The sequence below is a fragment of the Nereida sp. MMG025 genome, assembly GCF_021654165.1.
Lineage (GTDB): Bacteria > Pseudomonadota > Alphaproteobacteria > Rhodobacterales > Rhodobacteraceae > Nereida.
This window is the reverse complement of record NZ_JAKFZN010000003.1, coordinates 380,050-392,213: the sequence shown is the minus strand read 5'-3', so window position 1 is coordinate 392,213 and position 12,164 is coordinate 380,050. Positions and strand designations below refer to the sequence as shown.

The window sequence follows — 12,164 nt, the reverse complement described above, 5'->3', positions numbered from 1 at the left end:
GGATCAATTCCCAGAAACGAGGGTCATCCACGTGATCAGCACAACAATGCCGATCACCATAGAGAACGCGTAAGTAAAGATGTAGCCAGACTGCGCACGGCCCGCGAGCCGTGTGAAGAACGGGATGATGCCCATTGCCAGACCGTTGATACCACCGTCGATGGTGCCCATGTCGCCACGCTTCCAAAGCAGACGTCCAAGCGCCTTGGCGGGCTGCACGAAGATAGCCTCATAAAGCTCGTCGAAATACCACTTGTTCAGCAAGAACTGATACAGCGGCCATTGGTTTTCAGCCAGCTTTTTGGGCAGGTCAGGACGGCGGATGTACATCTGGAACGCCAGCAGGAAGCCAAGGATCATCGCGATGAACGGGCTGACCTTGACCCATTTGGGCACCAGATGGGCCTCATGGATCATGTGGTTTTCCGGACCGATAAAGATGGCACCTTCGCCCGCTTTTTGATCGCGCTCGTGATGTTCATCGCCATGGTCATCCGTATCCGTGGCTGCATATGCGGGGGCCACCAGTTGGGGCGGCTCGAAATACGCATGTGCTTCGCCCTTTTGACCAATGCCAAAGAACTTATCAACGCTCTCCTGGCTGCCGAAATAAGGCTTGTAAAACACCATACCCGAGAAGATCGCACCGATTGCCAGAACACCAAGCGGGACCAGCATCACAGTGGGGCTTTCGTGCGCGTGCTCATGCGTGTGCTTGTCACCGCGCGGCTTGCCATAGAACGTCAGAAACATCAGACGCCAGCTGTAGAAGCTGGTCATCAGGGCTGCAACGACCAGCATCCAGAAGGCAAAGGTATTGCCGACAAATGCGCTTTCGATAATCGCATCTTTCGACACAAACCCCGCAAACCCCACAGGGAAGCCAACATAAAGCAGCGGAATACCAACACCTGTAATGGCCAGCGTGCCAATCATCATTGCCCAGAATGTCACGGGCAGTTTCTTACGCAGACCGCCATAATTGCGCATGTCTTGCTCGTGGTGCATCCCGTGGATGACCGACCCCGCACCAAGGAACAACATCGCCTTGAAAAACGCGTGCGTCAGCAGGTGGAACATCGCGACCGAATAGACACCCAGACCCGCGGCTACAAACATGTAACCAAGCTGCGAACAGGTCGAATAGGCGATGACGCGTTTGATGTCGTTTTGCACCAAGCCCACGGTCGCCGCAAAGAACGCGGTGAACGCGCCAACATAGACGATGAAAGTCGTCGCGGCGGGCGCATACTCCATGATGGGTGACATGCGGCAGACAAGGAACACCCCCGCCGTCACCATGGTAGCCGCGTGGATCAGCGCAGACACAGGGGTTGGCCCCTCCATCGCGTCAGGCAGCCATGTGTGCAAAAACAGCTGCGCCGATTTCCCCATGGCACCAACAAACAGCAGGAAACCAAGCAAGTTTGCCGCGTTCCAATCGGTCCACAAGAACCGGATCGAGGTTTCAGCAAGCTGTGGCGCAGCGGCAAAGATATCCTCAAACCGCACACTATCGACCAGCAGATACAGCCCTGCAATCCCCAGGATCAACGCAAAGTCGCCCACACGGTTGACAATAAAGGCCTTCATCGCCGCGGCATTCGCGCTTGGCTTACGGAAATAGAAGTTGATCAGAAGATAAGACGCAACACCCACGCCTTCCCACCCGAAGAACAGCTGAACAAGGTTGTCAGCCGTCACAAGCATCAGCATCGCAAAGGTGAAGAACGACAGATAGGCAAAGAAACGCGCCTTGTAATGCTCGCCTTCACGGAAGTTTTCGTCGTGGGCCATGTAGCCAAAGGAATACAGGTGAACCAGCGCCGACACCGTGGTGATCACGATCAGCATAGTGGCGGTCAAACGGTCCATGCGGATCGCCCAATCGGTGCTGAATGTGCCTGATTCAATCCAGCGCACAACCTGAATGTTTTCGGTCACCCCATCGAAGGTCAGGAACACTGTCCATGATAAGGCCGCAGTCAGAAACAACAGCCCCGTCGCAATCCATTGTGCGGCTGTTTCGCCTATAAATTTCCAGCCAAAACCAGCGATCAATGCGCCAATCAGCGGGGAGAAGAGAAGTATCGTTTCCACGGGTCTTAACCTTTCATCACGTTGACGTCTTCAACGTCGATGGTGCCACGGTTACGGAAGAAGCAGACAAGGATCGCCAGACCAATCGCGGCCTCGGCGGCAGCCACTGTCAGCACGAACAGCGTAAAAACCTGCCCGACCAAATCATTCAGGAAAGCGCTGAACGCGACAAGATTGATGTTCACGGCCAGCAGCATCAATTCCACGCTCATCAGCAGAATAATCACATTCTTGCGGTTCAAAAACAGCCCGAAAATGCCAATGACAAACAGTGCGGCTGCAACGGTCAAATAGTGTTCAAGTCCAATCATAGCCTTACAAGCCTTGCCCTGGTTTCACGTCTTTCAATTCCATCGCCTTGGCGGGATCGCGCATCATTTGGGCAACCACGTTCTGGCGCTTCACGTCCGAACGGTGGCGCAGTGTCAGCACAATCGCACCGATCATGGCGACCAACAGGATCAAGCCAGACAGTTGGAAAAGAAGGATATATTTATCATAGATCAGCAGGCCCAAAGCCGCAGTGTTATGCGCCTCACCGGGGGCGGCAGCAACGCGGGCCGCAGCACCGTCGCTGAACTCCCACGCGCCAAAGGCCAGCGCCAGTTGCATGATCAGCACCACCCCGATCAACAGAGCAATCGGCATGTGCCGTGCCATTTCCGCCTTTAACTCGGCGAAGTCCACGTCCAGCATCATGACCACAAACAAGAACAAGACCGCGACGGCGCCAACGTAAACAATGATCAACAACATCGCCACAAACTCGGCGCCTAGGGTCACAAACAGCCCCGCGGACGACAGGAAGGCAAGGATAAGCCACAAAACAGAATGCACAGGGTTGCGGCTGATCACAGTGAACAGCCCCCCTGCAATCGTCGACAGGGCGAAAGCGTAAAAGGCTACGGCGAGAACGGTCATGTCGTGGCGTCCTTTGGAGTTAATGCAGCTTCGGCAAGTTGCATGGCATTGCTCATCGCAGGCACGCCGCCCAGAAGGGACATTGTTGCGATGGTTTCGATGATCTCTTGTTTGGTCGCCCCCGCCTCTGCCGCATTTTTCACGGTCAATGTGATCTGCGGTTCGGCTTGCGCACCTTGGGCAACCAATCCTGCAAGAGTGATCAGCAGGCGGGTCTTTGCGTCCAACCCATCAGGATTGAAGGTTTTGCCCATGGTCGCTTCAAGCATGTCTTTGGACGGGGTGAATAAATCCTCAAACCCTTTCGGCATGAACGATTCCAACGCAGGATTGACGGATTTCACCATCTCCTGCGCCTGACGCATCATCGCTTCATATGGGTTTGGTGTGACGTTCATATTACTACCAATTCACTGCAGGTCTCTCGGAACCCAAAATCTGTTGATATACCTGCGACGCATAGGGATCGGTCATGCCCGAAACATAGTCAATGGCCATTTGCGCGAGGTCATCGGCGTCGGAGGATGCTAGTCTTCCCGCAACAATTTTTAGATCAGCATCTCCAATGTAATTATCCAATGGAAACGTTATTAGGTTTCTACGAACAATCTCGTCGATACAATCATTACCTGGGGTGAGCGATTTACCTTCAACAATTTGCCGCTTAGCTTCGAACAGAGCCGTAAAATAGAAATCTAGCAAACCAGAAACTACTGTTGCTCCGAAGACTTCATTTTTGATTTTCCCAACGTTGTCATAAATTGAAGTTCGAAAGTAATCGCTTACTTTTCGCAGCTGACTTGCAACGCGGGATTCGTCAAAAAGTGATCCCGAGAAATTCCCTTCCATAATCTTATCGTAATTCTCAAGGAATGAGTCGGTAGCTGCAATCTTCAATGCGCGCTGAGCGTGGTCTTTTAGGTATCTCCGAAGTGCTTTCTTATCATCCTTTGCAAGCTTGGTCTCTCGCCGCAAAAATTGCGAACGATCATAACTATCCCGAATTGCATCTTCTGCTATTGATTGCAGAAACACTACCACCTGATCGTGATCTGCAACGTCGGCATTAGCTGCGTCTTCTAAATCCGAAGTGATGTAAGAGATATCATCTGCCGCTTCCACTAGATAGGCTAGCGGATGGCGCACATACTTAAAACTGTAGCCATCTTCTTCGATACACCTAAGACCGGTTCTAGAAAATGCCTCCTTTGCAATACCTTCTGATCCGATTGGGACACTGTACTTTTTCTTGGACGTAATATGATCAACGGACCAAGGATATTTGGAGAATGCAGATAAGACAGCAAAAGTTAATTGCAAACCGCCCTTACGCCGCCAGCCAGAAGTCTGGGTAATCACCCTAAAACCTTGACCATTCCCATCGAAATTACACAGCTCTCTATATTTTCTCTCAGATATTTCAAAGCGTAAGTCATGAGCCGTCTTTTCAATACCAACATTTTTTTGAACCCAATGCTGAATAGCATACTCTCCCGAGTGGCCAAACGGGGGATTTCCAATATCATGCGCCTTACATGCAGCTGAAACTATGTCTTCCATTTGCATTGCTTGAATGGGAGTCACAACTGCGCGATCCACCATTGAGCGTCCGACAATACGAGCGAGTTCCCGACCACAGTCGGCGACTTCATTTGTATGAGTAAGCCTTGATCTAGGATAATCAGTTTTCGGAAATGGCAAAACTTGAGTTTTACGCTGCAGTCTATGGTAAGGTGCAGAATTAGTAATTCGGGAACTGTCGATTTGAAAAACATCCAAAATATCGTCGTTCTTCGGACGCTCATCTACTTCCAAGTCTAAGGGCCAAAAGGAGCGTTCTTCACATAGAAGGCTTTCCCATTTCATTTTTTCGCGGCTCATCGGTACGGCGCATCCAGTTCGAGGTTGCGTGCAATCTCCGCTTCCCAACGATCGCCGTTTTCCAACAATTTTTCCTTGTCGTAATACAGCTCTTCGCGGGTCTCGGTCGAAAATTCGAAATTGGGGCCTTCGACAATAGCATCCACAGGGCAGGCTTCCTGACAGAAGCCACAGTAGATGCATTTGGTCATGTCGATGTCGTAGCGCGTGGTGCGGCGGCTGCCGTCATCGCGTGGCTCGGCATCAATGGTGATCGCTTGGGCGGGGCACACGGCCTCGCACAGCTTACAGGCAATGCAACGTTCTTCGCCATTGGGATAACGGCGCAACGCGTGTTCGCCGCGGAAACGGGGCGACAAAGGCCCCTTTTCATGCGGGTAGTTCAGCGTCGCCTTGGGCGCAAAGAAGTAGCGGAACCCCAGACGGAACCCTTTGAAAAAGTCCATCAGCAGGAAATACTTCGCGCGGCGGGTGTAGTCGATGTTAGCCATATCGTCGTCCTTACCCAATCAAATCCCAACGGGCGTAAATGCCCCAGAACCAGTCAAATTTTGCAGCAAATGCCACGAACACGACCCACGCCAGCGAGAACGGCAGGAACACCTTCCAACCCAAGCGCATCAGTTGGTCATAGCGGTAGCGCGGCACGATCGCCTTCACCATTGCAAACATGAAGAAGAAGAACGCCATCTTTGCGACCATCCACAGCGGCCCATCGGGCAGGAACGGGATGGGTGACAACCAGCCGCCGAAGAACAGCAGCGAAATCAGGGCACACATCAGGAAGATTGCAATGTATTCGCCCGCCATAAACAATAGGAACGGCGTTGATGAATATTCTACCTGATAACCTGCCACCAGTTCGGATTCCGCTTCGGGCAAATCAAACGGCGGGCGGTTTGTTTCCGCCAAACAGCTGATAAAGAACAGGAAAACCATCGGGAAGTGTGGCAGCCAATACCAGTTGAAAAAGCCCAGATCACCTTCTTGGGCCTGCACGATATCGCCAAAGTTCAGCGAACCGGTGGACAGGATCACACCAATGATGATCAGGCCGATGCTGACCTCGTACGAAATCATCTGCGCGGCGGATCGCAACGAACCAAGGAACGGATATTTCGAGTTGGACGCCCATCCGCCCATGATCACCCCGTAAACCTCTAGACTGGACACAGCAAAGACATAGAGGATCGCCACATTGATATCGGCCAGCACCCATGTGTCATTGAACGGGATCACCGCCCAGGCGATCATCGCCAACACAAAGCTGGTCAAAGGTGCCAACATAAAGACCGTTTTATCGGCCCCTGCGGGCACCACGACCTCTTTGACAACGTATTTCAGCGCATCCGCAACCGTCTGAAGCAACCCGAAGGCACCCACAACGTTCGGACCACGCCGCATCTGGACAGCGGCCCAGATTTTACGGTCGCCGTAAACAAGAAACAGGAGCGACACCATGACAAAGCCGATAACGGCCAGACATTGTGCAACGATGATAAGCGCAACACCTGCGCCTGTGGTCAGAAATTCAGCCATTGGTCCTCACACCGTCGGTATTCCCAGTTCCCTGCAGTTCGCAACTGCCACTTCAGCGTCAATCGTCTTGAAACCTTGGGGCAGTGCTGGCGAGATGGTGTAAACAGCATCTCCACGCCATTGGCCACCCACAAGATCGGTCGTTGTGCGCACATGTCGCGCAAATCCATAGCCTCGGATCAAAGCGTATTGTGCCGCAGCGCATTCCGCATAGGATCGCACGTCGCCCGCACCACGCGCGCCACGCATCTTGACTTTGAAATTGACCAGATCGCCATCCAACAAAGCGGTCTCAATCCCTTCATACACGGGGTCAAACGCTCTACCGCTGTCTGGAACCGTTTGCTGGCACGCCGCAAGCGTCCCCAGTGCAAAGATTCCAAAGGCAGCGCCTGCGCGCATCGCCCTCTTCCTTATTCTGCAGCCATTGCGCCAGAGGCGCGGGCCTTCGCATTCGCCGACAATTCGGCCATCAGTTCCGACGCCCGGGCAATCGGGTTGGTCAGGTAGAAATCACTCACCGCATAGCGGAAGGTCGCTTTGCCAAGCTTGCCTTTGGGCAGTGCGACCACGTCGTTTTCAGCGACTTCGTCAACAGCACCCAAATGCGGGTGGGCCGCAACCATCGCCTGACGCAGTTGCGCAAGACTGTCAAAGGGCAGCGCGCTGCCCATTTCGGCGCTCAAAGCACGCAAAATCGCCCAGTTTTCCTTGGCCTCACCGGGTGCAAAGCCCGCGCGCATCGCCAGTTGGGGACGTCCTTCGGTGTTCACAAACAGACCGTTTTCTTCGGTGTAGGCCGCAGCCGGCAGGATGATATCGGCGCGGTGCGCCCCGCGATCCCCGTGGGAACCCTGATAGATGACAAACGGCCCTGCGGCGATTTCTACCTCGTCTGCACCAAGGTTATAAACAACCTCTGCGTCATCGACCGCAGCCATGCCCGCATCATTCACAGCGCCTACATCCATGGCACCCACGCGACCCGCAGCCGTGTGCAGCACCAGCATCTTGCCGCCTGACTTTTCGTTAATCGCCTGAACAGTGGCCAGCACAGCGGCACCATCGGCTTCGCGCAACGCGCCCTGGCCCACGATGACAATGCAGTTTTTGTCCTGCAATTCATCCATGTTCAGGCTCAAAACATGCTCAAGGGCGGCGCGGTCATCACCCATGTGTTCGTAGTCATAGGTCAGATCAACAGCCTCACCGACCACAACAACATCAGCGCCTTGCGTCCACGCCTTGCGGATGCGCGCGTTCAACACTGGCGCTTCCAGCTTGGGGTTTGTGCCGATCAGCAGGATCTTGTCTGCGGTATCAATATCTTCAACCGCAGCCGTGCCCACATAGGCGCCACGGTTACCAGCAGGCAGCTTCGCACCATCGGTGCGACATTCCACAACACCGCCCTGCCCTTCGACCAGCGCCTTGAGCGCATAAGCAGCCTCGGTGCTGGCAAGATCACCGACCAGACCAACCACCTTCTTGCCACCCATCGCAGCGGCAGCGGCACTCAGCGCCTCGGGCCAGCTGGCTTTGCGCAGCTTGCCGTTTTCACGAATATAAGGCGTGTCCAACCGCTGGCGGCGCAGACCATCCCACACAAAACGGGTTTTGTCGGAAATCCATTCCTCGTTCACGCCGTCATGGTTGCGCGGCAAAAAGCGCATCACTTCGCGCCCTTTGGTATCAACACGGATGTTGCTGCCAAGCGCGTCCATCACATCAATCGACTCGGTCTTGGTCAGTTCCCAAGGACGGGCGGTAAAGGCATAGGGCTTGCTCACAAGCGCCCCGACAGGACACAAATCAATGATGTTGCCCTGCATATTGCTATCCAGCGTTTCGCCCAGATAACTGGTGATCTCGCTGTCTTCGCCGCGGCCCGTCTGACCCATCTGGGTGATGCCTGCGACCTCGGTGGTGAAACGCACGCAACGGGTGCACGAAATACAGCGCGTCATGTGGGTTTCGACCAGTGGGCCAAGGTCCAGATCGGTCGCTGCGCGTTTGGGCTCGCGGAAACGGCTGAAATCAACACCATAGGCCATGGCTTGATCCTGCAAATCACATTCGCCACCCTGATCGCAGATCGGGCAATCTAGCGGGTGGTTGATGAGCAGAAATTCCATCACCCCTTCACGGGCTTTTTTGACCATGGGCGAATTGGTTTTCACTTGCGGCGCCTGCCCTTCGGGACCGGGGCGCAAATCCCGCACCTGCATCGCGCAAGAGGCCGCAGGTTTGGGCGGGCCACCAACAACTTCGACCAAACACATCCGGCAGTTGCCCGCGATGGACAGCCGCTCGTGATAGCAAAAACGTGGAATTTCAACGCCAGCTTCTTCGCAGGCCTGGATCAGGGTCATCGCCCCGTCCACTTCAATCTCAACGCCGTCGATGTTGACTTTACGCAGGTCGCTCATGAATGTCGGTTCCCTCTTTCGCCCCCATGGCTAAACGGGGACTGGCAGTCGCGTTTGTTACGTGACGCGCTACCGCAAAGGTATTCCGATGTCCACCCTAGCTGCGCGTCTTTAACCGCCTTTTAACAGGCTTCCGATCAAACTTCCCTTGGCTATCTCGTCGCGGCCTACTTTACAGTAAGACGCTTCATTGCCACGGGTTGCACCGGCCTGTCGCAGATAGGCATCGCGGCGTGATTTCAGCTTGGCCTTTTCCGTGTCCGACTTGGTATAGGCGTCAATCTCGGCGTCTGTATATCCAAGCGCTTCGGCGTGGCCTTTGATCTTGTTGTATTCGGACAGAACACGCCCCCACCGCGCACTGATGCTGCCGCATTCCTTGCGGATCACATCGCCCACAGCTGCCGCAAACAGGCGGTCGTTAATATAGTCGACTTGTGACAAAGGCGATTTGGCAAAAGCACCAGTTGTGCTCAGGCTCAACGCCAAAAGGATTGCTGCGGTTCGGCTCATCATGACATCTCCTGTCGGTTTGTGATGCACAACAAAAGGATGCCTGCGCTGTTATTCAATATCAAAGGGAGAATTCAGCCGAATTCCCCCTTCTCTACCCTGCTTAGAACCAGGCTTTGTTGCCTTGGATATATTGTGCCTCGAAATCGGCATCGGATTTGAACAAATAAATGATCGCCTCAATAAACGCGATCAGGCTGATGATCATGGACGGAATGCCAAGCGCGATAAAACCCAAGAAAAATACGACCAACATGATGATGCCCGCGTTCTTTTTGCCAATGTAGAATTTGTGAATACCAAGCGCGCCCAAAAAGAATGCCAGCAAAGCCGCCACGATCTTGGATTTGTCGCCAGTGGCACCGGCCATCACATGCACACTGCTTGCCGCGCCATTGCCTTCCACAAAATCAACCTTGGCCCCTGCGCGGGCAAGCTGGACACCGTTCTCAACATCCGTGCCGTTGAACGCATAGCGCTGTCCGTCATCTCCACTGATCTGGCCTGTGGCGGTGGCCGCATCAAAACTCAAAATTTCTCCACGCATAAAACAATATCCCTCTTTATGTATTGGCTTGTATGGTCATTGGTTTTCGCAGGCTCTTGACGCTGCGGCAAGCGTTAATTTGGCGGCTGCCCAAAGGCAGCAATGCCGCTCCAGCCAAACGCCTTGGCCGTATCGCCATGCGCGCGCAGATGGGCCAAACGCTCAAGCGCCTCATCTTGGGTCGGACGGTGCCCCGCTGGCACCCACCACATGCAAAAATGCTGTTGTTCATGCACCTCGAACCACTCTTTGGCGCGGTTCATAAAGCGCGCGTGAAGCGTGTCATATGCAAAGGTTTTCAATGCGTGGGCATTTTCCCAAACAGTCAGGTTAAAAACCTGTAGCGGATCGCCCCCAATGGCGTTTTCTGTATTGCCTGTTCCGGGTTCTCCGGACCCTTCCGACATCCACACAAACCCCGGCATCCGTCTGCCAAGCCCGTTGATCCGATCAAGATTATCCATGAATTCCTTCACGCGCGGATCATCCGTAGGGGCCAGCAGGCGACCGATATTGACTTGGGCCAGATGAAAACTCAAGGACGGCGGTCCTTTCTGATATGATCAAGCGCCGCGCCCAATGCTGTTTTAGCGCGGCGTTCCGTTTCAATTATTGCGCAAGATCTGTCCTGCCAGCCTTCGATCTGGGCAAGACGTTGGGCTGCCACTGCATCGCCCGCTGCGCGACCGCGATTGACAGCCGCCTCGCCTGCCGCGGAAACCAGCGCTGTAAACTCTGCCCCGCAGAACGGCGATGCAAGCGGATAGGCGATGCCGCCACGGGCATCGCAGGTTTGCGACAGCACGTTCGCCACAATCTCATTGGCCGTGCAGCGCACAAAGGCATCCACCAAAGCACCATTCGCAAAGGCAGGTGCTGCAGACATGAAAAAGGCCAGCAATGCTGGCCCTGTTCTGATCATTCTGCCGCAACCCGCGTGGGGCTTGGGGATCGTTTATGTCTGATGCGATCTTCGATTTCGTCGCGGAAATTCTTGATCAACCCCTGGATGGGCCACGCAGCCGCATCGCCAAGCGCGCAAATCGTGTGGCCCTCGACCTGCTTGGTTACGTCAAACAGCATGTCGATTTCTTCGACCTCGGCCTCTCCGCGCACAAGACGGTCCATCACGCGCATCATCCAACCAGTGCCTTCGCGGCACGGTGTGCATTGCCCGCAGCTTTCGTGCTTGTAGAACTTAGACAAGCGCCAGATTGCTTTGATGATGTCGGTGCTTTCATCCATCACGATTACAGCAGCCGTGCCAAGGCCGCTGCCCAACTCACCGCGCAGATAATCGAAATCCATGATCGCGTCCTTCATGTGTTCGCCGCGCACACATGGCACGGACGACCCACCCGGAATGACCGCTTTGAGATTGTCCCAACCGCCGCGAATACCGCCGCAGTGTTTTTCGATCAGCTCTTCAAAAGAGATGCTCATCTCTTCTTCAACGACGCACGGGTTGTTCACATGACCTGAAATCGCAAACAGCTTGGTGCCTGCATTGTTCGGGCGACCAAAGCCTGCAAACCATTCAGGACCACGACGCAAAATCGTCGGCACAACGGCAATCGATTCGACGTTGTTCACCGTGGTCGGGCATCCATAAAGACCCGCCCCCGCAGGGAATGGCGGCTTCATGCGCGGCATCCCCTTTTTACCTTCAAGGCTTTCCAGCAAAGCCGTCTCTTCGCCGCAGATATAGGCCCCTGCACCGTGGTGCAGATAGATGTCAAAATCCCACCCTGATTTGGCAGCATTCTTGCCCACCAGACCCGCGTCATAAGCTTCGTCAATCGCCGCCTGCAGCGCTTCTTTTTCACGGATATATTCGCCGCGGATATAGATGTAACAGGCATTGGCCTGCATCGCGAAAGACGCAATCAGACAGCCTTCGATCAGCGTGTGCGGATCATGGCGCATGATTTCGCGGTCTTTGCAGGTGCCGGGTTCAGATTCATCGGCATTCACCACCAGATAGGACGGGCGACCGTCACTTTCCTTGGGCATGAACGACCATTTCAACCCCGTGGGGAAACCCGCCCCGCCGCGACCGCGCAGGCCCGACGATTTCATCTGGTCAATGATCCAGTCACGTCCCTTTTTGATGATTTTATCGGTGCCGTCCCAATGGCCGCGCATCTGCGCGCCCTTCAACGTGCGGTCATGCATACCGTAGATATTTGTGAAAATGCGGTCTTTGTCTTGCAACATTTGGCGCGGTTCCCGTT

General features: G+C 54.3%; 14 protein-coding genes. All 14 read right to left on the bottom strand.

The annotated features are described in order from the left end of the window. Positions 1–3: 3 nt before the first annotated feature. The gene (gene nuoL, locus L1065_RS11220) at positions 4–2,100 is read right to left on the bottom strand and encodes an NADH-quinone oxidoreductase subunit L (protein ID WP_237095564.1); all 2,097 of its coding nucleotides are present in this window, start codon (positions 2,098–2,100) and stop codon (positions 4–6) included. A 5-nt stretch (positions 2,101–2,105) separates the two neighbouring features. Then, a complete protein-coding gene (gene nuoK, locus L1065_RS11215; protein WP_237095563.1) occupies positions 2,106–2,411 on the bottom strand; it encodes an NADH-quinone oxidoreductase subunit NuoK in 306 nt (101 codons plus the stop codon). A 4-nt stretch (positions 2,412–2,415) separates the two neighbouring features. After that, a complete protein-coding gene (locus tag L1065_RS11210; RefSeq protein WP_237095562.1) occupies positions 2,416–3,021 on the bottom strand; it encodes an NADH-quinone oxidoreductase subunit J in 606 nt (201 codons plus the stop codon). Next, on the bottom strand, positions 3,018–3,419 hold the full coding sequence (locus L1065_RS11205; protein WP_237095561.1) for a carboxymuconolactone decarboxylase family protein: 402 nt from the start codon (positions 3,417–3,419) through the stop codon (positions 3,018–3,020). Before L1065_RS11205 ends, L1065_RS11210 begins: the two co-directional genes overlap by 4 nt. Positions 3,420–3,423: 4 nt before the next feature. Then, positions 3,424–4,902, bottom strand: coding sequence for a dGTP triphosphohydrolase (gene dgt / locus L1065_RS11200; protein ID WP_237095560.1), 1,479 nt, complete (start codon positions 4,900–4,902; stop codon positions 3,424–3,426). Then, a complete protein-coding gene (gene nuoI / locus L1065_RS11195) occupies positions 4,899–5,393 on the bottom strand; it encodes an NADH-quinone oxidoreductase subunit NuoI (protein ID WP_237095559.1) in 495 nt (164 codons plus the stop codon). The genes dgt and nuoI overlap by 4 nt, the downstream gene beginning before the upstream one ends. A gap of 10 nt (positions 5,394–5,403) precedes the next feature. Further along, positions 5,404–6,441, bottom strand: a complete 1,038-nt coding sequence (gene nuoH, locus L1065_RS11190; RefSeq protein ID WP_237095558.1) for an NADH-quinone oxidoreductase subunit NuoH — start codon at positions 6,439–6,441, stop codon at positions 5,404–5,406. Between the two features lie 6 nt (positions 6,442–6,447). Further along, a complete protein-coding gene (locus L1065_RS11185) occupies positions 6,448–6,843 on the bottom strand; it encodes a hypothetical protein (RefSeq protein ID WP_237095557.1) in 396 nt (131 codons plus the stop codon). An 11-nt stretch (positions 6,844–6,854) separates the two neighbouring features. Then, positions 6,855–8,870 carry an NADH-quinone oxidoreductase subunit NuoG gene (gene nuoG, locus L1065_RS11180; protein WP_237095556.1) on the bottom strand — a complete coding sequence of 672 codons (2,016 nt, stop codon included), beginning with the start codon at positions 8,868–8,870 and terminating at the stop codon, positions 6,855–6,857. A gap of 111 nt (positions 8,871–8,981) precedes the next feature. Beyond that, on the bottom strand, positions 8,982–9,383 hold the full coding sequence (locus tag L1065_RS11175; RefSeq protein WP_237095555.1) for a DUF5333 domain-containing protein: 402 nt from the start codon (positions 9,381–9,383) through the stop codon (positions 8,982–8,984). 103 nt (positions 9,384–9,486) lie between these two features. Further along, positions 9,487–9,930 carry a TM2 domain-containing protein gene (locus L1065_RS11170; protein WP_237095554.1) on the bottom strand — a complete coding sequence of 148 codons (444 nt, stop codon included), beginning with the start codon at positions 9,928–9,930 and terminating at the stop codon, positions 9,487–9,489. Positions 9,931–10,004: 74 nt separating this feature from the next. After that, the gene (locus tag L1065_RS11165) at positions 10,005–10,469 is read right to left on the bottom strand and encodes a DUF3291 domain-containing protein (RefSeq protein ID WP_237095553.1); all 465 of its coding nucleotides are present in this window, start codon (positions 10,467–10,469) and stop codon (positions 10,005–10,007) included. Next, positions 10,466–10,816, bottom strand: a complete 351-nt coding sequence (locus tag L1065_RS11160; RefSeq protein ID WP_237095552.1) for a hypothetical protein — start codon at positions 10,814–10,816, stop codon at positions 10,466–10,468. Before L1065_RS11160 ends, L1065_RS11165 begins: the two co-directional genes overlap by 4 nt. Before the next feature lie 32 nt (positions 10,817–10,848). Then, on the bottom strand, positions 10,849–12,147 hold the full coding sequence (nuoF, locus tag L1065_RS11155; RefSeq protein ID WP_237095551.1) for an NADH-quinone oxidoreductase subunit NuoF: 1,299 nt from the start codon (positions 12,145–12,147) through the stop codon (positions 10,849–10,851). Positions 12,148–12,164: the final 17 nt, after the last annotated feature.